The sequence below is a fragment of the Blastococcus sp. TF02-8 genome (assembly GCF_003319175.1).
Classification (GTDB): Bacteria; Actinomycetota; Actinomycetes; order Mycobacteriales; family Geodermatophilaceae; genus Blastococcus.
The window spans coordinates 228,713-247,719 of record NZ_QOHK01000001.1 but is presented as its reverse complement, the minus strand read 5'-3'; the positions used below and the strand labels follow the sequence as shown (position 1 = coordinate 247,719).

The 19,007-nt window shown below is 72.7% G+C and carries 21 protein-coding genes; 19 read left to right on the top strand and 2 right to left on the bottom strand.

Annotation, left to right across the window (positions count from 1 at the left end; translation table 11 throughout):
* Nucleotides 1-197: 197 nt before the first annotated feature.
* The gene (locus DQ237_RS01205; protein ID WP_113796291.1) at nucleotides 198-806 is read right to left on the bottom strand and encodes a DUF305 domain-containing protein; all 609 of its coding nucleotides are present in this window, start codon (nucleotides 804-806) and stop codon (nucleotides 198-200) included.
* 616 nt (nucleotides 807-1,422) lie between these two features.
* The gene (locus tag DQ237_RS20020) at nucleotides 1,423-1,569 is read right to left on the bottom strand and encodes a four-helix bundle copper-binding protein (protein ID WP_240619307.1); all 147 of its coding nucleotides are present in this window, start codon (nucleotides 1,567-1,569) and stop codon (nucleotides 1,423-1,425) included.
* A 376-nt stretch (nucleotides 1,570-1,945) separates the two neighbouring features.
* On the opposite strand from DQ237_RS20020, the gene DQ237_RS01195 reads away from it, so the two are divergent.
* The 19 genes from DQ237_RS01195 (at nucleotide 1,946) to DQ237_RS01100 (ending at nucleotide 18,986) form a co-directional block, all read left to right on the top strand.
* Nucleotides 1,946-2,326, top strand: coding sequence for a helix-turn-helix transcriptional regulator (locus DQ237_RS01195; protein WP_113796289.1), 381 nt, complete (start codon nucleotides 1,946-1,948; stop codon nucleotides 2,324-2,326).
* A gap of 160 nt (nucleotides 2,327-2,486) precedes the next feature.
* Nucleotides 2,487-2,828 (top strand): NADH-quinone oxidoreductase subunit A, encoded by a 342-nt coding sequence (locus DQ237_RS01190; RefSeq protein ID WP_113796287.1) that lies wholly within the window; start codon nucleotides 2,487-2,489, stop codon nucleotides 2,826-2,828.
* A complete protein-coding gene (locus DQ237_RS01185) occupies nucleotides 2,819-3,934 on the top strand; it encodes a hypothetical protein (protein WP_113796286.1) in 1,116 nt (371 codons plus the stop codon). Before DQ237_RS01190 ends, DQ237_RS01185 begins: the two co-directional genes overlap by 10 nt.
* Nucleotides 3,927-4,871: an NADH-quinone oxidoreductase subunit H gene (locus tag DQ237_RS01180; protein WP_240619306.1), complete on the top strand. Its 945-nt coding sequence runs from the start codon at nucleotides 3,927-3,929 to the stop codon at nucleotides 4,869-4,871. The genes DQ237_RS01185 and DQ237_RS01180 overlap by 8 nt, the downstream gene beginning before the upstream one ends.
* A 25-nt stretch (nucleotides 4,872-4,896) precedes the next feature.
* The gene (locus DQ237_RS01175) at nucleotides 4,897-5,478 is read left to right on the top strand and encodes an NADH-quinone oxidoreductase subunit J (RefSeq protein ID WP_113796285.1); all 582 of its coding nucleotides are present in this window, start codon (nucleotides 4,897-4,899) and stop codon (nucleotides 5,476-5,478) included.
* Nucleotides 5,475-5,792: an NADH-quinone oxidoreductase subunit K gene (locus tag DQ237_RS01170; RefSeq protein ID WP_113796284.1), complete on the top strand. Its 318-nt coding sequence runs from the start codon at nucleotides 5,475-5,477 to the stop codon at nucleotides 5,790-5,792. Before DQ237_RS01175 ends, DQ237_RS01170 begins: the two co-directional genes overlap by 4 nt.
* The gene (locus DQ237_RS01165; protein WP_113796283.1) at nucleotides 5,789-7,726 is read left to right on the top strand and encodes a proton-conducting transporter membrane subunit; all 1,938 of its coding nucleotides are present in this window, start codon (nucleotides 5,789-5,791) and stop codon (nucleotides 7,724-7,726) included. The genes DQ237_RS01170 and DQ237_RS01165 overlap by 4 nt, the downstream gene beginning before the upstream one ends.
* 3 nt (nucleotides 7,727-7,729) lie before the next feature.
* The gene (locus DQ237_RS01160; protein ID WP_113796282.1) at nucleotides 7,730-9,313 is read left to right on the top strand and encodes a NuoM family protein; all 1,584 of its coding nucleotides are present in this window, start codon (nucleotides 7,730-7,732) and stop codon (nucleotides 9,311-9,313) included.
* A gap of 5 nt (nucleotides 9,314-9,318) precedes the next feature.
* On the top strand, nucleotides 9,319-10,782 hold the full coding sequence (locus DQ237_RS01155) for an NADH-quinone oxidoreductase subunit N (protein ID WP_113797359.1): 1,464 nt from the start codon (nucleotides 9,319-9,321) through the stop codon (nucleotides 10,780-10,782).
* Between the two features lie 620 nt (nucleotides 10,783-11,402).
* Nucleotides 11,403-11,855, top strand: coding sequence for a helix-turn-helix domain-containing protein (locus DQ237_RS01145; RefSeq protein ID WP_113796281.1), 453 nt, complete (start codon nucleotides 11,403-11,405; stop codon nucleotides 11,853-11,855).
* 207 nt (nucleotides 11,856-12,062) lie between these two features.
* Nucleotides 12,063-12,662 carry a hypothetical protein gene (locus DQ237_RS01140; RefSeq protein WP_113796280.1) on the top strand — a complete coding sequence of 200 codons (600 nt, stop codon included), beginning with the start codon at nucleotides 12,063-12,065 and terminating at the stop codon, nucleotides 12,660-12,662.
* A 584-nt stretch (nucleotides 12,663-13,246) separates the two neighbouring features.
* Nucleotides 13,247-13,561 carry a hypothetical protein gene (locus DQ237_RS20015; protein WP_240619305.1) on the top strand — a complete coding sequence of 105 codons (315 nt, stop codon included), beginning with the start codon at nucleotides 13,247-13,249 and terminating at the stop codon, nucleotides 13,559-13,561.
* Nucleotides 13,558-14,241, top strand: a complete 684-nt coding sequence (locus DQ237_RS01130; RefSeq protein ID WP_113796278.1) for an SAF domain-containing protein — start codon at nucleotides 13,558-13,560, stop codon at nucleotides 14,239-14,241. Before DQ237_RS20015 ends, DQ237_RS01130 begins: the two co-directional genes overlap by 4 nt.
* Before the next feature lie 48 nt (nucleotides 14,242-14,289).
* Nucleotides 14,290-15,054 carry a hypothetical protein gene (locus tag DQ237_RS01125; protein ID WP_240619304.1) on the top strand — a complete coding sequence of 255 codons (765 nt, stop codon included), beginning with the start codon at nucleotides 14,290-14,292 and terminating at the stop codon, nucleotides 15,052-15,054.
* A complete protein-coding gene (locus tag DQ237_RS01120) occupies nucleotides 15,044-16,465 on the top strand; it encodes a CpaF family protein (protein WP_113796276.1) in 1,422 nt (473 codons plus the stop codon). The genes DQ237_RS01125 and DQ237_RS01120 overlap by 11 nt, the downstream gene beginning before the upstream one ends.
* Nucleotides 16,462-17,373 carry a type II secretion system F family protein gene (locus DQ237_RS01115; RefSeq protein WP_113796275.1) on the top strand — a complete coding sequence of 304 codons (912 nt, stop codon included), beginning with the start codon at nucleotides 16,462-16,464 and terminating at the stop codon, nucleotides 17,371-17,373. The genes DQ237_RS01120 and DQ237_RS01115 overlap by 4 nt, the downstream gene beginning before the upstream one ends.
* Nucleotides 17,370-18,284 carry a type II secretion system F family protein gene (locus tag DQ237_RS01110; RefSeq protein WP_113796274.1) on the top strand — a complete coding sequence of 305 codons (915 nt, stop codon included), beginning with the start codon at nucleotides 17,370-17,372 and terminating at the stop codon, nucleotides 18,282-18,284. The genes DQ237_RS01115 and DQ237_RS01110 overlap by 4 nt, the downstream gene beginning before the upstream one ends.
* 30 nt (nucleotides 18,285-18,314) lie before the next feature.
* Complete coding sequence (locus DQ237_RS01105) at nucleotides 18,315-18,512, top strand: hypothetical protein (protein WP_113796273.1); 198 nt, start codon at nucleotides 18,315-18,317, stop codon at nucleotides 18,510-18,512.
* 102 nt (nucleotides 18,513-18,614) lie between these two features.
* Complete coding sequence (locus DQ237_RS01100) at nucleotides 18,615-18,986, top strand: TadE family protein (protein WP_240619303.1); 372 nt, start codon at nucleotides 18,615-18,617, stop codon at nucleotides 18,984-18,986.
* Nucleotides 18,987-19,007 lie beyond the last annotated feature (21 nt).

The following is a 19,007-nucleotide window of genomic DNA, read 5'->3' as shown; positions in this document are numbered from 1 at the left end:
CCACAAAGGGTGCATGATCACGCCCGCACCTGACGAAGCCGTCGTTCGTGGCCGCAGCGGCGGGAGCAAAGGTGAGCGCCATCCTCGCCCCGGAGCGACAGTGACCTGCGACGGCCGAGCAGGACTGGCCGATGGGCGGCCTGACTCCGGCCGGCGGCTCGCGCCGCGGCCGGGCCTCCGCCGCTGCGAGCTGCTCGTCAGCCGGTCGGACAGGTGAATCCGGCCGACACATCGAACCGGGGCGCGGATCGGGAGTCCGCCTCCTCGGGCGTCGACGCCTCGCCGTTCTGCTCGATGTCCTCGATCAGCCAGTCCATCTCGAGGATCTCCCGCCGCTGGGCCTCGCTGATCGAGCGGGCCAGCTCGCAGACGCGGACATCGGTGATCTCCGCGCGCTCGGACCGGGTGATGGCCAGCGAGTGGTGCGGGATCATGGCCTTCATCCAGGCGGAGTCCTGCACGGTGGTCTGGCTGCGGTCCAGGAACACCCCGACACCGAGCAGCAGCAGGCTCGCCACGACGATGCCGATGTTGGCCTTGACGTTCTTGTACATGTTCAGCATCCAGCCGAGCATGACCAGACCCATCGTCCCGCCCATGGTCAGCGCCATGAACACCCGGCTCTGACTGAAGCGGACATGGCTCCACTCCCAGGTGCCGGCGAACATGGCCCAGTACATGACGACCATCGCCGTCAGGATCATGGCGCCGAAGCGCAAGTACATCCCCCGGTTCATCTTGGCCTCGTGCGACTGCTCGGCGCCGTGACCCTGATGCGTCGACTCGTCCGTCTTCTTCATCGCCATGATGGAGTCCTTTCTCGCTGATCGCGGGGGAGTCTTTGGTCCTCACACGTGCTCATGCCTGATCCGGCACCTGCTTGGCCGGGAGCACTCGCTCGGCCGGGCGTCGTCTCGCCCCGTCTCGAGGTGCGCTTCGTCGGAGGCGCGGCGGCCGCGCGGCAGCCCTCCCGCAAGGGCGCGCATGCCCGGACAGTCGTACGGATAAACGGAGGATCCTGCCGCACTGTCCAGGGTCACAGTGCCCCGCATGCGCGTACAGAGCTCACTGCGCTGTCAATGGCGGCCCAAGCTGGCCCCCTCCCAACGAGCGGGTTCGACGGCGTGGCACAACGCTCCAGAGAGGAGAGCGGGACGACGGGGCCGGAAGCGTCAACATCATCCTGAGCCCAAGCACTGGAAGCAGCTGCAGTCCGAAGTCGGCACCGTCGCTGTCGGCAGGCTGCCTGGGCATCGGTCGCAGGCCGGTTATCGGCGGCGGGGCGAGACTGCATGCTCGGGCGCTGTACCTGCGGTCGCTGTGCCGGAGCGGGCAGGGACCGCGAGACCGCGCCGTGCGGGCGCCCACGTGGCCTCTGGCTCGTGGGCGCCCGGACGGTCGGCCTGCCGGGACCGGCCTCGGTCAGCCCAGCGAGGTGATGAGGTCGCGGCAGGCCTGCTCGCAGCGTCGGCAGGCGTCGGCGCAGATCCGGCAGTGCTCGTGCATCTCCGCGTGCTGCGCACACTCGTCGCCGCAGGCTTTGCAGGCGGCGGCGCAGGCCTCGAGCATCGCGCGGGTGAGGTTGGCGTCGTAGCCAGTGTCGGGACAGCACCCGTCCGGTGGTGTCGCACATGTCGGCGCAGTCGAGGTTGGTGCGGATGCACTTGGTCAGCTCCGCAACCATGTCCTCGCTGAGGCAGGCATCGGCGCAGGCGGTGCATGCCTGTGCGCACTCGACGCAGGCCTCGATGCAGGCGCGGAGTTTCTCCTTATCCACCCCGCCCAGGTCCTCGGGATAGGTGTCGAGCATCTGGGCTGCCACCGTCATGACTACCTCCTCGGGTTCCCGGCGCCGGAGGCTCGGATGCCGTCCGGGACTGTCGCCGACGGACCCCGCTTACCCGCGGATCCGTACGGGTATTAGGGATGCGGAGGTGCTTTCCGGATGCTCGACGCCAACCACTTGCACCCGGTCGATCCCGACCGCGTCGCTCGTGCTCGCGCCCGGCTGCCGAGCCGCGACGAGGCCGCTCAGCTGACCAGCGTGCTGAGCCTCATGGCCGACCCCACCCGTGCCCGCGTGCTCTTCGCACTCGACCTGGTCGAGGAGCTCTGCGTCGGCGATCTCGCCCTGGCGCTGGAGAGCAACGAGGACGCCGTCGGATATGCCCTGCGGTTGCTGCGGACGGCCGGCCTGGTCGTCAATCGCAAGCAGGGGCGGGTGGTCTACTACCGCCTGGCCGACGGCTTCCCCGAGCCGCTGCGGGAGCACTGCCTCCGCCAGCTCGTGGTGCTCTCCGAAGCGCCAGGTCCGGAGGACGGGTGACGCTGCGGGGCTCGTGAGCGGTCGATCGTCAGCTCGTTCTGCGAGCCCTCCCGTTCGCCCTTACAGTCGGCAACATCCGCACGATCGTCCGGATGTGACGGATCCGCCCGGCCCAGCCTCGGCCGTTCCAATCCAGACCTCGCAGTCGAGGAGGGGCGACATGGTTGCCGTGTTGTCGCTGCTGGCCCTCGTGGCGGCGGGCGTCATCGGGCTCTACGCCCTGTCGTCCGTGGTCCGCAGCACCCGCGGGGCCGCATCCGTCCTGCCGTACGAGTCGGGGTTACTCCCACAGCAGCACGCGGTCTCCCGCTACCACGCGCGCTGGTACGCGATCACGGTCCTCTTCCTGGCCTTCGACATGGAAATGATCTTCATGTACCCGTGGGCGGTCGTCGTCGCGGACATGGGCGCCACGGCCGTTCTCGAGATGTTCGGCTTCCTGACGGTCCTGCTCGTCGGGGTGACGTACGTCTGGCGTGAAGGTGCCCTGCGATGGACCTGATCTCCCGGCTCGGCGCGTGGGCCCTGGCTCGGCCGCGCGTCCTCGTGGCGGACGCCCCGGGGAGCGACGGACTCCGGTGGCGAGTGGAGGCAGAGCTGGACCGTCGCGGCTGGCCTCTCGCCGTGGGTCCTGCCGACACCGACCTGCTCCTCGTCCTGGGCGCGCCGGGGCCCGAGCTGGCTGCCGCGGTCGACGTGATCTGGAGCCAGATCCCCGCACCGCGAGGGCGCGTCGGCCTGTGCGCCGACGACGTCGCGGCAGCACTCGACGACGGGCGCACCGCACTGCGGGAGCGCACCCGCCCCGGGGCCGCCGATGACCGCCCGGACCCGAGCTCGCTGCTCGGCAAGGAGGACGAGCAGTCGCACGAGGGCATGGACCACGGGAGTGGTCACGAGGGCATGGACCACGGGGGTGGTCACGAGGGCATGGACCACGGGGGTGGTCACGAGGGCATGGACCACGGCGGTGGCTCCGAGGGCCACCACATGCACCACGGTGGGGAGGTCTCCGGCCTTCCCATGGCGTCGACCGGGCCGGACCGGGACGGGCTCGAACTCGACGTCCTGAAGGTGTCGCTGGGCCCTGTGCTGCCGGGCTGGCCGACCGGCCTCGTGCTCCGGGCCGAGCTGCAAGGGGATGTGCTCAGCAGGCCGGCGCTGTCATGGCTGGATGCCGAGTCCCTGCCGGCGTGCCGGCCCGATCTCGACCAACGGCAGGTCGCGCTGGATCACCTGGCCCGGGTGCTGGTCGTGGCCGGCTGGTCCACGGCCGCCCGCGACGCCCGGCGCGCCCGAGACGGGCTCCGGTCGGAGAACCGTGCTGATCGAAAGGCCTCCGAGGAGCTCGCCGAGCGGGTGACCAGGAGGGTCGGCCGCTCCCGGGCGCTGGCGTGGGCAGTCGCCGGAACGCCGGTCGTCGACCGGCTTCGGTACTGGTGCGACGTCGCGGGGGTCGTGACCGGCGACGACCTGCAGGTGCCGGCGCTGGAGGACGTCGCCGACATGGTCGACGGCGCCGAGATCGGCACCGCGAGGCTGATCGTATCGGCTCTTGGCCTCGAGCCAGTTCCCGCGCAGCGTTCGACGGAGTCCGCCCGTGCCTGACGCCGACACGCTGCCGGAGATGTGGGGGGTGGTGCCGGCCGCCCTGGCCGTCGCCCTGATCGGCGTCGCCCTGGGGCTGGTGGTGGCCGCCACCGACCGTGCCGTGCTTACCGGCCGGGCGGCCGGGGCGGCGGTCGAGCCGCTGCGGGCGAGCGCCCGCCTCCTGCTGGAGCAGCGGCGCACCACCTTGGCGCCGGACCGCCTGCTGTGGCGGCTGGGATGCGTGGCACTGCCGACGCTGGCCCTGCTGTCGCTGGCCGTCGTCCCGGTGGACGGGCGCACCCTGTTGTTGACCAGCGCGGACCTGGTGTGGTTCAACGCGATGGAGGCACTGCTGTGGGCGGCGCTGTGGCTGGTCGGGTGGGGTCCCAACTCGTTCCACGCGCTGACCGGCGGCTACCGGTTCCTCGCTCAGGGGCTGGCCTACGAGCTGCCGTTGATGTTCGCGCTGGTCACGGTTGGTGTGGGTGCCGGATCGCTGCGGACGACGGATGTCCTGGCCGCCCAGGAGGGCCTGTGGTTCGCCGTGACCATGCCGGTGGCGTTCGTCGTCTTCGTGGCCAGTGCCGCCGCCTTCGCCTTCTGGGGTCCGTTCGCCGCGCCCACCGCGGCCGACATCGCCGGCGGGGTGACCGCCGAGCTCTCGGGCGTGGACCGGCTGCTGGTCGAGGCCGGCCGGGCGATCTTCCTGGGGGCCACCGCCGCCATGGCCGCCGCCCTGTTCCTCGGCGGCGACTCCGGCCCGTGGCTCCCCGGGCCGGTGTGGCACCTGCTCAAGACCCTCGCCGTCGTCGCGGCTCTCGTGTGGATCGGCCGGCGGCTGCCGGTGCTGCGCCCCGACCGGACCGTCGAGATCGGCTGGATGGTGCTGGTGCCGCTGACCCTGCTGCAGGCGCTGGTCGTCGCGGTGCTCGTGCTGACCGGGTTCTACGCATGAGGAGGACACGCGTGAGGGGGGCCCGGTGCTGAGCGACCTATCCGGCTGGGCCATCGCCGCGGTCGCGGTGCTGGGCGTGCTGTCGGTGGCGTCGGGGATCGCGGTGTTCGTCGTGGACTCGATGGCCCGGGCGACGTTCGCGCTGCTCGGCTCGTTCCTGGCCGTCGCGGGGATCCTGCTCGCCCTCGACCTGGTCTACCTGGCCGTGGTGACGGCGCTGATGATGACGATCGAGATGGCGATCATGGCCGTCTTCATGATCATGTTCATGATGAACCCGGCCGGGCTCATGCCGATGACCATGGTGCACAACGCCAAGGGTTCGGCCGTCGTCGGCGCCGGCGCGTTCGCCGTCCTGGCCGTCGGCATCTGGACGATCGACTGGCCCACCCGCTCCGGCGAGCAGCCCCCGGACAGCACTCGGCAGCTCGGCGAGGCGATCATGGGCAGCCACATGCTGGTCATGCTGACCATCGGCATCGCGCTGTTCGCCACGATCCTGGCCGGCACGGTGCTGGCGACCGCCCGCGGGCGCTACGACCGGTTCGGTGCCGACCTGACCGCCCGGAGGCCCGACGACCCGGTGCCCGGGGGGCTGCCCCGGTGACCGCCGAACTCGTGCTCCAGATCCTGCTGACCGTGGCCGCCGGGCTGGTCGGCGTCGGGCTGTTCGGCGCGCTGTCCCAGCAGTCGATCGTCATGGTGATGATGGGCCTGGAGCTCGTGCTCAACGGCGTGCTGCTGGCCGGCGGAGCGGCCTGGTTCTTCCTCGCCCCGGAACTGCCCGACGCCCAGGTGCTGGTCGTCGTCGCCCTGGTCGTCATGGCGGTGGAGATGGCGATGGGCTTCGCCGTCACCGTCGCCATCTACCGTGCCCGCCAGGTGGACATGGTGGACATGGCCGCGGACCTGCGCGGATGAGCACCGCCCTGGCCGCCCTGGTCGCGCTGCCCGCCGCCGGCGGGGCGGGCCTGCTGGTCACCGGACGGCGGGCCGACCGCGTCGCAGGGTCGCTCGCTCTCGGGCTCACTGCGGCGGCGCTGGTGCTCGCCGCGGTCGTGGCCGCCGGCCGACCGCGACTGTCCCTACCCTTCCTCGGCATCGTCGACGGCGGCGACCTGCGGCTGGCCGTCGACGGGTTGTCCGCCGTCCTCGTGGTCCTCGTCGCCGGGATTGCGCTGCTGGTGACGGTGTTCGCCGTGGCGGACCTGCGCGCTGACGCCGCCCGGGCCCGTTTCTTCGGGTTCGTGCTGCTGTTCGTCGCGGCCATGCTGGCCACCGTCACGGCCGCGACCCTGCCGGCGCTGCTGCTGGCGTGGGAGGTGATGGGGGCGACCTCTTACGCGCTGATCGGCTTCCGCTGGGAGGAACCGGGCAAGCTCGCCGCCGGGACGCGGGCATTCGTCACCACCCGGGCCGGCGACCTCGGGCTGTACGTGGCGGCCGGCGCCGCCTTGGCGGCGACCGGCAGCCTGGTGCTCGCCGACCTGGACGCCGCCGAGGGGGGCTGGGCGGACCTCGCCGCGGCCGGGGTGCTGATCGCCGCGCTGGGCAAGTCGGCGCAGCTGCCCTTCTCGGCCTGGCTGTCGGCGGCCATGCAGGGCCCGAGTCCGGTGAGCGCCCTGCTGCACTCGGCGACCATGGTCGCGGCCGGCGGTTACCTGCTGATCCGCATGCAGCCGCTGCTGGCGGCAACCGGCTGGGCGGCGACGGCGGCGGCGTGGGTCGGGGCGCTGACCGCGCTGGTCCTCGGGGCGGTCGCCGTCGCGCAGTCCGACCTCAAGCAGCTGCTGGCCGCCAGCACCGCCGCGCAGATCGGTTTCGTGGTGCTCGCTGCCGGGGTGGGTGCGACCGCCGGCGGCACCGCCCAGCTGGTGGCCCACGCCGCGGTGAAGGCCGGGCTGTTCGTTGCCGCGGGCGCCTGGCTGACCGCGCTGGGCACCAAGCAGCTGGCCGGGCTCCGCGGCGCCGCCCGGCGGTATCCGGGGGTCGGAGCGGCGGCCACCGTGGCGGCGCTGGCCCTGGCCGGCGTGCCACCGCTGTCGCTGTGGGCGACCAAGGACGAGGTCCTGGCCGGGGTCGAGGGGACTGCGCTGACCGTCGTGGGGCTGGCCGCCGCGGTCGTCAGCGCCGTCTACGCCGGGCGCATCCTCGCCGTCGTCCTGGCCCGACCCACGGGCGAGGAGTCGTTCGACGTCGAGGAGCCGGGCACGCGCCGCGTCCCGCTGCCGTCCCTGGCGGTGGCCGGGAGCCTCGCGGCGTTCGCCGCGGGGCTGGGGATCCTCGCCCTGCCCGCGGTGGCCGAGGCGCTGAAGTCGGTGCTGGGCGCGGAGGGCGAGCCGTCCCCGGGGCTCGGCGATCTGCTGCTCTCCGGTGCGCTGGCCCTGGTCGCACTGGCGCTGACCGTCGCCGGGAGCCGGGCCCGGCCGGAGCTCGCCGCTGCGCTCGAGCGGAGTCCGCTGGCGTCCTGGGCGGGGCTGGGCCACCTGCTCTCGCCCCGCCCGGCGCTGGCGGTGGCCCGCGTGCTGGCCGCCGTCGACGACCGCGGGATCGACCGGGCCGTCCGGAGCGTCGGCCGAGCCGGACCCCGGGTCGCCGGGCTGGCCGCCCGGGCCGACGACGGCGCCATCGACCGCGCGATCACCGCCGTGGCCACCGGCACCCGCCGGACCGCGGCGGGCGCGGCCCGGACCGACGACAGCCTGGTCGACGGCGCCGTTCGTGGCCTGGCCGGGGCCGTCCGCCGCGCCGGTTCGGCCGCCCGGCGGCCGCAGACCGGGCTGCTGCACCAGTACTACGCCCAGGCCGTCGCCGGCCTCGGGGTCCTGCTCGTCCTCCTGCTCCTGGTGAGGTGACCGGTGCTGACCGTCGTGATCTTCCTGCCGCTCCTGGCGGCCGCCGTGCTGCTGGCCGCCCCCCGGCTGGGTGGGCGCGCGGCGATCGGGGTCTGGGTCGCCGCCTCGGCCGCGGACCTGGCGCTGATCGGCTGGATGTGGTGGCGGTTCGACCCCGGCGAGGGCGCCTCCGGAGTCGTCGACGGCCTGGCCTACGAGGTCGACCTGCAGTGGATCCCCACGGTTGACGCCGGCTACCACGTCGGCGTGGACGGGCTGTCGCTGCCGCTGCTGGCGCTGACCGGCGTCCTCTTCCTGGCCTGCGCGATCTACTCGCTGCGCGAGCCGGACCGGCCGCGGACCTACGCGGCCCTGTTCCTCTTCCTCCAGACGGCGTGCCTGGGCACGTTCGCCTCGCTGGACCTGATCCTGTTCTTCGTCTTCTTCGACCTGACCATCGTCGGGATGTACTTCGTCATCTCCGGGTGGGGGCACGGCAACGCCCGCGCCAGCGCGCTGAAGTTCTTCCTCTACACGTTCATCGGGTCGCTGGCCCTGCTGGTGGGATTCATCGGTCTGTTCCTCGGCAGCGACGAGCGAACCTTCGACATGGTGGCGCTGGCCGCGAACCCACCGCTCGCGGACTCGCCGGTCGCCCGCGGTCTGGTGCTGCTCGCGATCGGCCTCGGCTTGGCGGTCAAGACCCCGCTGTTCCCTTTCCACACCTGGCTGCCCGACGCGCACACCGACGCCCCGGCCGCCGGGTCCGCCGTCCTCGCCGGGATCCTGCTGAAGCTGGGCACCTACGGGTTCGTGCGGATCGCGATGCCGATCCTTCCGGAGGCGTGGCAGCGCTGGGCGATGGTCGCCGTCGTCGTCGGCGTGATCAGCGTGCTCTGGGGCGCGTTCGTCGCGTTGGCGCAGACCGACGTCAAGCGGATGATCGCCTACACCTCGGTCAACCACATGGGCTACGTGCTCCTCGGCCTGGGCGCGGCAGGCCTGGTGGCCTCCGCCGACGAGGGCGCCCGCACCGTGGCCACAGTCGGGGCGATGTACCAGATGGTCAGCCACGGCCTGCTCACCGGCGCGCTGTTCCTGCTCAGCGGCTGGCTGTGGTCGCGCGGGCACACCTACGCCTTCGACCGCTGGGGCGGCCTCGCCCGGCCCGCGCCGGTCTTCGCCGCCTGCCTCGCCGTCGCCGCGTTCGGCTCCCTGGGGCTGCCCGGCTTCTCCGGGTTCGTCGCCGAGTTCCAGGTCTTCACCGGCGCCCTGCAGGCCACGCCGGTCGCCACCCTGATCGCCGTGGTCGGGATCCTGGTGACCGCCGGGCTGTTCCTGCTCGCCCTGCAACGGTTGCTGACCGGAGACACGACCGTCCCGTCCCACGGGCCGGCCGACGGTGGCGAGCCGGTGGCCCCGGCCGGGGGGACGGTCACCGCCGTCCGCGCGGAGCCGATGACCGGGGTCCGGGATCTCCGGGGGCACGAGACGGCGTCGATCGTGCCGTTGCTCGTCCTGGCGCTGCTCCTCGGCATCTTGCCCGGCGTCCTGCTCGAGGTCATCGAACCCGCTGCCGCGGCCGTGGTGGAGCTGGTCGGCCGGTGACCGGCATGTCCGGCGGTGGGGAGGCGTGGCCGGCGCTCCTCCCGGAGGCACTGCTGCTGCTCGGCGCCGTCGGCGGGCTGCTGCTCGGCCTGTGGAGCCCGCAGCACCGGCAGTGGCGCGTCCGGCTCCTCGCCACCGTGGCCTGTCTGGGCAGCGCGGGCGCGGCCGCGGTGGCACTGCCGGATCCGGCGCAGCGGATCTTCGAGGGCACGTGGGTCGTCGACACCGCCACCGGGGTGGTGCGGATCGTTGTGGCCCTCGGCGTCGCCGTCCTTCTCTGGCTGGCCGCGCCGTCGCTGGCCGGCCACCCCCGGGAGACCGAGGCCTACGTCCTCATGCTGCTCGGCGGCCTCGGCGCGGTCGCGCTGGCGGCCAGTGGCGATCTGTTGCTCCTCGTCGCGGCGTACCTGCTGGCCAGCGTCCCGCTCTACGCCCTGGCCGGCTTCGCTAAGGAATCCACCGGCACCGAGGCGACGATGAAGTATTACCTCATGGGCGCCTTCGTCGGCGTCCTGCTGCTGGTGGGGGTCGCCGCCCTGGTGCTCGCCTCGGGCACGACCGGCTACTCCGAGCTCGCCGCGCTGCTCCCCGGGTCGTCACCGGCGCTGCTGGCCGTCGGGGCCGTGGGCGTGCTGGCCGGTGTCGCCTTCAAGGCCGGTTCCGTTCCCGTGCACTTCTGGGTTCCCGACGTGACGGCCGGGACGACGCCGCCGGTGGCCGCATACCTCACCACGATCCCCAAGATCGGCGCCGTCGCTGCCGCGTTCCGCCTGCTCGCCGAACCGTTCGCGGCGCTGCCCGTCGACGTCCCGCTGCTCGTCGCCGTCGTCGCCGCGGCCAGCATGACCCTGGGCAACCTGGCCGCGTTCGCCCAGACCGACGTGCTGCGCCTGCTGGCCTACTCGACCGTGAGCCAGGTGGGCTACCTGTTCATGGTCGTCGCCGTCGCGGCCCGCACCGATCTCGCCGTCCCTGCCCTCACCATCTACCTGGCCGGCTACGCGGTGACCAACATCGGGGCCTTCGCCGCCGTCGTCGCCGCACCGGCTGCTCGCACGATCACCGACTGGGCCACGGCCGCAGCGCGGCACAAGTGGCTGGTGGTCAGCCTCGTGGTCTGCCTGCTCGGTCTGGTCGGGACGCCGCCGACGGCGGTCTTCGTCGGCAAGCTCGCCGTCTTCGCCGCGACCTGGGACGGCGCCATGGTGTGGCTGGTCGTCGTGGCCGCGGTGAACACAGTCGCCAGCCTCTTCTACTACCTACGCTGGATCGCCCCGGCGTTCGTTGGCGTTCCTGCTGCGCCGGCGTCCGCGGAGGGCCCCGTCGGGACTGGTCCCCGCACCGCGGCCGGTACGGCGCAGGAGGTCCGCCGCGTGCCAGCCGTGGTCCTCCACGCCGCTGCGGTTGCATCGCTCGTACTGGGCGCGTGGGCGGGGGTGTGGATGGGTGTGACGTCCGGATCGGTCTGACCTGGTTGCGCCTCGGCCGAGAACGACGATGGCGTCATGTGCCTCGGGCAACGACAGAAGATCCGTCGGGCGAGGTCGTGCCTTTCGACCCCACCAGCGCTGCGCTCATGGCGGCGGCAAGGGCGGCATCACGTTCCTGTTCGGCGCGGGCAGCGCAGGGCCGCGGCCGGGAAGGCGTGTCCGAGCCGGTGCATCAGCTCCTCGGTCGTGGCTCCATGCCGGGCCGCCATGGTGGCCCCTCAGCCGCGCAGGTCATGCAGGCGAGAGCCAACCGGGGGGCCGGCGGCCTCCGTGCAGGTGCCCAGACTGGCGAGGCGAAGTTGTTTCGCCGGATCGGTCCGCCCTTCGGCCACTAGTCCGTTTCGGAGGCAACTGCGCAGTCTTTCGGAATCTCTGCAGAAGTCCTCCAGTTGGACGAGAGCCGCGTTGGACAACGGGAGGATCCGACGCCGGGTCTCCGACCGCGGCTGCTGCACATCCCGCTCCGGGTCTGGGTCGCACAGCGACGCACGGCCGCGCCGCGCCGGTGACGAGGCGCTTGTCGCATCGAGGCGAGCACCGGGCATTAGGGTTCGGCGCCACGGGGCGGGTGTCCACCGATCGGGTGATGGGGAGCTGCCGTGGCGCGGCCGCTGCTTCGAGGCGACCGCCTGCAGGCTGCCCGTGAGGCCGTCGGCCTCACCAGAGAAGAACTGGCCACGAAACTGGAGCTCTCCAGTCCGGTGCGCATCCGGGTCTGGGAGACGGGACTCGAGCGTCCGCGACCCCGCTTCGTACCGCGGCTGGCGGCCGCGCTGGGCGTCGACCCCTTGTATCTCCTCGACGTCGACCGCGACGACCCGCCGTTGGCGGCTCTGCGCTTGGCGGCCGGACTCGCCACGAACGAGGTGACTGGCCCCGGGTTGTCGGTCATGACATATGTACGTCTGGAGGACGGCCGCCCCGGGGCGGATCCCTCGACCAAAGTGGTCGCCGCCATCAGCCAGGTTCTGGGGGTGGATATCCCGCGTCTGGAGGCGGCCGTCCGCCGCTCTCGCAGAGACCACGCGGCCACGGCGACTTTCCAGGGCTGAACTGGAGAATTACTGGAGAAAGAGGCTGCCTCCACGGACGATCCCGGTGGTAATTTCCCGCGCACATTGCCCGGGGGAGGTGCCCATGGCCCGCACGACGAAGTCGAGCGCGGCTCTGGACGGCGTGCTCCGGAGCCGCGTCCCCCGACCGCTGGCAATCATCCTCGTGCCGAAGCGTGATCTGCCGATTCTGCGAGGACAGTCGCGATGACCAGGCGGCGATGGGCGGCTGGGGCTCTCCTTGCGCTGCTGCCCCTCGTCGGTTGCACGGCGGGCGAGGCCGGTTCCGAGGGCTCGACGCCGAGCGCGACGTCGTCCTCTTCTGCGCGCAATTCGACGACCGCTCCTGCCACGAGCAACGCACCGACGCCCGAAGACGAGGCGGCAACAGCTGCCACCGTGGTCGTCAACGAGATGCTGCGCGTCACGGACGCGGCCAAGAAGGACCCAGGCGCCAGGGACTGGGAGCCGGAGATCCGGCAGTTCTCGGGTGACCCCGCCGCGCTGCTCGCCGTCACGGCGGTACGGGACTACGCAGCCCTCGGACTCCGTCAGGAAGGCGACACCGCGGTCGACCTGGAGGTCACCGACGTCGACCTGACGGCTCCCGAGGGGCCCACCGTCAGGATCACCGGCTGCTACGACAGCGAGAGCACGCGCGTGGTGAGGGTCGAGACCGGGGAGGTCGTGCCGCCCGGAACTCCGCCGCGGTACGCGTGGGACATCACCGTCACGCGCTACGAGGCGGAACCGGGAGCCCCTTGGCTGGTCAACGAGTTGAATCCGCACACGGATCGACCATGCTGACGTCGCGCCGCGTGGTCCTGCTCGCGGTCGCGATCTTCACCGTCTGCGGCGGGCTGGACACTGCAATCGCAGCTCCACCCGTGGAGTGCGCGCAGAGGGACGCACAGACCGGTATCTGTCTGGTCCAGGTAACTGCCCCCGGACAAGGCGCGGGTGGGGACAACGACGTCAACGCCGGCGTGGAGCAGCCGGCAGTCGGAGAGGCGTCCCCGCCTCCGCCCACTTGCACGAGAGCCGTTGCCGATCCTCAGCCTTCGATCGGGCACCCGGTATGGGCCGGACATCGTCCGGAAGACGGGATGATCTGGGTCTTCACATGTCCGGACCCGGCGGGTTTGGGATCCGGCCTGTGGACCGGCCTGATCTTTCTGTCGAATGGTGCCGGAGCACCCGGCGCACCGACGGTGGACCCTCGCCTCCTCGCTCAGCAGGCGATCGCATCCATGGCCCTGAAAGCGCCGGACATCGGGATGGCACCACCGCCGGCGTCCCGCAGCGGACTGGTGGGGCTACCCGTGTGGATGTGGGTCGGACGCACAACAGAGACGACTGGCCCTGTCCAGGCCTCTGCCTCCGCTGGAGGCGTGACGGTGACCGCCGAGGCTCGGGTCAGCCAGGTCCTCTGGAACATGGGCGACGGGCACATCGTCACCTGCGGCCTCGGGACGCCGTACGTGCAGGGCACCGAAGGCGCGTCTCCGGACTGCGGCCATGTGTATGCGCAGGCGTCGAGCCGACACGTACCGGGCGGTGGCCCGTGGCCCATCACCGCGACGAGCACGTGGACGATCACCTGGTCCGGTGGTGGGCTGTCGGGCACCGAGACGCTGGAGTTGTCCTCTTCGGCGGAGTTGTTCGTCGGTGAGCTGCACGTCCTCAATCAGGACGGAAGCCGATGACCCGGACCCAGCCGGCGACGACCGGCGCAGCGCCCTCTCCGGCGGAGGTGCATGGCCTGCCTCGCGCGCCGGTGCTGCCGCCACCTCGTCGCCGGCGCCGTCCCGCCCTCCTCGCATTGGCCATGAGCATGGTGGTGCTCGGTGCCCTTGGGGCGACCTATCTGGCGACCTCGCTGGGCCAGACGACCGCCGTGATCGCGATCGCACGCGAGGTGCCCTGGGGGCAGGCCCTCACCGCTGCCGACCTCGTAGAAGCGAGGATCTCGGCCGATCCGGCGTTGGAGCCCATTCCGTACGTCGACCGTCACGAAGTGATCGGCCTGGTCGCGACGACCACCCTGAAGCCGGGTTCGTTGCTCACGCGCGACGCCCTGACCGATGAGCGCCTCCCGGCTCCCGGACAGCAGCTGATCGGGGTCGGTGTGTCTCTCGTGCAACTACCGACGACCCCGCTGCGGCCGGGCGACGACGTCCTCCTGGTGCCCGTGGCCGCGGGCAGCGCTCCAGCCCCGACCGAAGGAGCCCCCAGCGTGGTGCAAGCGACCGTGGTCAAGGCTGGCCCTCCGGGAACCGACGGGCTGCGGGTTGTCGACGTGCTGGTCGACGCAGCCGACGGGCCGGACGTCGCCGCCCGCGCCGCTGCCGGCCTCATCGCCATCGTCGTGGTGGCCGGCGAGTAGGCGGCCGCCGTGTTGATCGCGCTGTGCTCGGCCAAGGGTGCACCCGGGGTGACCACCAGCGGCCTGGCGCTGGCGTTGTCCTGGCCTCGTCCGGTGGTCCTGGCCGAGCTGGATCCGGCCGGCGGGGACGTGCTGGCGGGATACGGCCGAGGTGAGCCGTTCGCGGGCGGGCTCGCAGACTTGGAGCTCGCGGCGCGGCGGGGCGGGCTGGCCCGGCACCTGGACAGTCAGATGTTGCGGCTCGACTCCGAGGGGCGTGCGCGGCTCCTACCCGGCCTGGCCGACCCCGCCGGCGCCCGACACGTGGACTGGAACCGCCTGGCCGCCGTGCTGGCGGCGGTGGAGGACGGCGCCGTGGACGTGGTAGCGGACTGCGGGCGGCTGCGCGCTCAGCACTTCCCGGCCGCCGTGGTCCAGCGGGCTGCCGTCGTCGTGGTGGCCGCCGGCTCCACGCTTCGCGCCGTGCGTGCGGCGACGCAGGCGATCGCCGAACTGCGAGAGCCGGCAGCGTGCCCGGGCATGCTGGTCACCCTGGTGATCGGGCCGGGGGAGCCGTACGGCGAGCGAGAGATCAGTGAGGCACTCGGCGTTCCATCGGTCGGTTCGCTGCCGCGGGATCTGAAGGCGGCGGCAGTGCTCAGCGACGGCGCGCCGGCGGGCCGGCTGTTCGCCCAGTCGCCGCTGCTACGAGCCGCCCGGACGGTCGCGACCCGGTTGGTCGAGTTGGCCGCGGCGCACGAATCCAGGTTGACACCACCGTTCGCGCCCGTGCCTGCGCCCGCAACCATGTTCGGGGGCAGCCATGCCCGCTGACCACACCACCGACCTGCTCAGCGCTGGCACCGTGCCTCGACGAGCGGACGCATCACCGGTGGGGGTGGACTGGACGCTGGTGCGTCGGCTGCACGAGGCGACCGCGACGGCACTGGCCGAGGAGCTCAAGCGCCGCCCGACGCTCAGCACGGTGGCGCAACAGGAGCTGGCCCGCACGCTCGTCCAGGACGGCGTCGACGAGTTGGTCCGACAGCGGATGCGCGGCGGGCAGGTGGTTCCCACGCCGGCCGAGGAGAGGGTGATCGCCGAGGCGGTGTTCGCCGCCCAGTTCGGGCTCGGCCGGCTGCAGCCCTACGTGGACGACCCGCAGGTGGAGAACATCGAGGCACACGGGCACGACAACGTGTGGATCGGCTACGCCGACGGCCGGGACGTGCGCGTCGACCCGATCGCCGACTCCGACGAAGAGCTGGTGCGGCAGCTGCAGCACATCGCCGCTCGGCTGGGTCGCGCGGAGCGGACGCTGACCACGGCCAGCCCGCTGCTCACCATGCGCCTGCCCGACGGGTCCCGGTTGGCCGCAGTCATCGAGACGGTTCCGCGGCCGCAGCTGGTGATCCGCCGACACCGGATCCGCAACGTCGACCTCGACGACATGGTGGGTCTGCGGGCGATCGACCGGCCGCTGGCCGAGTTCCTGCGGGCGGCGGTGCGGGCGCGCAAGAACATCGTCGTCACCGGTGCCCAGGCTGCTGGCAAGACGCTGATGCTGCGGGCGCTGGCCAACGAGCTGCCGGTCGAGGAGCACCTGGCCACGATCGAGAAGCATTTCGAGCTGCTGCTGCACGAGCTGCCCGACCGGCATCCGAGGGTGGTGCCGTTCGAGGCCCGGGAGGGCACCGGCGAGCGCGGCCCCGACGGCCGCCGCCTCGGCGAGGTGACGCTGACCGAGCTGGTCGAGCAGGCGCTGGTCATGAACGTCAGTCGCGTGTGGCTCGGCGAGGTGCGCGGCGAGGAGGCGTGGCCGCTGATCGAGGTGATGGAGGCGGGGGAGGGCGGCTCGGCCTGCACCCTGCACGCCCGCTCAGCCCACCACGCCCTCGAGCGGCTGGCCAACCTGTGCATGCGGGGCCGCGCCGCGGTCACCCCGGAGCATGCCTACCGGTCCTGTGCGTCGGCGATCGACCTGATCGTGCACATCACCACGGTGGACGAACGGTGGGTCGGGGGCGAGCGGCACCGGTTCGTCAGCCAGGTCCTCGAGTGCAACGGCATCGGGGAGGGCGGGCGCCCGGCCGTCACCGACGTCTTCGCCCCGGGGCCCGACGGACGGGCAGTACCCGAGCACGATCCGGTGGACCTGGCCGACTACGTCCGGGTGGGCTTCGATCCCGACTGGCTCCGGCCAGGCCACGGTCGCTGGGCCGGCGCCGTCGGGGGACGACGATGAGCGGCACGGGGTTGCTTGCCGGCGTCTGCGGGGCGCTGCTCGTGGGCGGCCTGCTGCTGGCCGCCCACGCCCTCACCGCCCCCGAACCGCCGGCTCGGCCGCGGCGCCGCCAGCCGCGTCCGACGGCGCGGGCGGACCGCCCGGCGGTGCGGCGGCAGCGGGCGCTGTGGGTGGCCGCCGCCGCCGCGGCGGCGGTGGTGTGGCTGGCCTCGGGCTGGCCGGTCGCTGGCGTGCTGACCGGGTTGGCGGTGATCGGTGTGCCGTGGCTGCTGGCGCAGTTCTCCGGCGGTAACGCCACGGTGGAGCGGCTGGAGGCGCTGCAGGAGTGGGTGCGCCGCACCTCCGACGTACTGGCTGCGGGCGGCGGGCTGGAGCAGACGCTGATTCGTTCGGCCCGCACCGCCCCCGAGCCGATCGCGGCGGAGGTGGCGGCACTGGCCGCGCGGCTTCAGGCGCGCTGGCCGACGTCCCGGGCGCTGCTGGCCTTCGCCGACGAGCTCGACGACGCCGCCGGGGACCTGGTCGTCGCCGCCCTGTTGCTGGGTGCGGAGCTGCGCGGGCCGGGGCTGGCGCGGGTGCTGACCGAGCTGGCGGGAAGCCTTACCGAGGACGTAACCATGCGGCGCAAGGTCGAGGCCGACCGCGCCAAGCCCCGCGCGAACGCCCGGTGGCTGCTGCTGATCACCGTCGCCGCTTCCGGGCTGGCCGCGCTCAACGGCGACTACCTGGCTCCCTACGGCACGGGAGTCGGGCAACTGGTGCTGGCCGCTATCGCCGGGCTGATCGTCGCCTGCCTGCTGTGGATGCGCCGGCTCACCGCCCCTGCGCCGTCCCCACGCTTCCTGGTCGATCCCGACCGCAGCCTGCGGGTTCCCGGTCTCGAGCCGAACGAGCTGGCGGTCCCATGAGCGGCACCCAGGCGCTGCTGATCGGCTCCGGCGCGCTCGTCGGTCTCGGAGCGTTCCTGCTGCTGCGGGCCGTTCTCGTGGTCGAGCAGCCGCGGTTGGCCGACGCGCTGGCCCGCCTCGACGGGAGCGCGGCTCCGGTCCCGGTCGGGCCGATGCCGGAGGGAGGCGACCGGTGGGCACGGGCCACCGGCCGCGCCGGTGCCTGGGCCGCCGCCCGGCTGCCCGCCGCCGGGAGGAGTGCGCCGTCGCAGGCGCTGGCGTTGATCGGCTGGACGCCGGAGGGTTACGCCGCCCGCAAGGTCGGTCTGGCCGCCTTCGGCGCGGTGTTCGTTCCACTGGTGACCGCCGTGCTCGGCGTGACCGGCGTCCGGCTGCCGGTGGCGGTGCCGGTGGCCGGGTCGCTGGCGCTGGCTGGCGTGTTGTTCCTCGTCGTCGACCTGGTCGTACGCGACCAGGCCGCCGAGGCCCGCGGTCAGATGCGGCGGGCGCTGGCGTCCTATCTGGATCTGGTCAGCCTGCGCCGCGACGCCAGCGAAGGCCCCACCATCGCCTTGGAGCGGGCCGCCGGCGTGGGGGAGGGCTGGGTGTTCCGGCGGATCACCGACGCCCTGGTCGCCGCACGGCTGGCCGGCGATCCGCCGTGGGACGGCCTGCGCCGGATGGCCGCCGACACCGGTGTTGGCGAGCTGGCCGACGTGGCTGACATCGCCGAGGTCGCCGCCTCGGAGGGCGCGTCGATCGCGCCGACGCTGCGGGCCCGCGCGCAGTCGCTGCGGGTCCAGTTGCTGGCCGAGGAGGAGGCGGCGGCCAACACCGCCAGCGAGAAGCTCACCGCTCCCGTCGCCCTGCTGTCGATCGCCTTTCTGCTGCTCTTCCTCTATCCCGCACTGGCCCGCCTGATGGCCACCTGACCCGGTGACCCCGACCCGAGAGGAACCCCGATGACCTCGCTGCTCACTCACCTGACCGTCGTCGGCGCGCAGCTGCGTGACCGGCTGCGCGACCTCCGCGACGAGCCGGAGCGCGGCTCGCTGTCGGTCGAGCAGGTGATCATCACCGTGGCGCTGATCGGCATCGCCGTCGCCCTGGTGGCCGTGATCGCCAACGCCGTCACCTCTCGGTCGGCCCAGATCCAGTAGCCCGGCCCCATGGCTCACCCCGCCAGCCCGAAGGGCCCTGCGGCCCTGTCCCCCCGATGCCCTGCCGAGGGCAGCCGGGCCGGCGGCATGGTGCGCCGACGGATGTCGGGCGAGCGCGGTGCGGCGTCGGTGGAACTGGCGGTCGCCTTCCCCGTGGTGCTGCTGCTGGTGATGACGCTGATCCAGGCGGCCTTGTGGTTCTACGCCCGCTCCATCGCGTTGGGCGCCGCCCAGGAGGGCGCTCGCGAGGGCCGCGTGCAGCCCGCCTCGACTGCGCGCGCCCAGTCGGCCGCCGAGGGCTTCCTCGACCAGACCGCGCAGGACCTGCTCACCGGCCGGCACGTGACCGTGGCCGGCTCACCGAGCAGCATCGAGGTCACCGTCACCGGCACCTCCCTCAGCCTCTTTCCGGGGCTGTCTGGCTGGTCGGTCACCCAGACCGCCATCGGTCCAGTGGAACGGCCCACACCATGAAGGCCCAGGCCACGGAGCGAG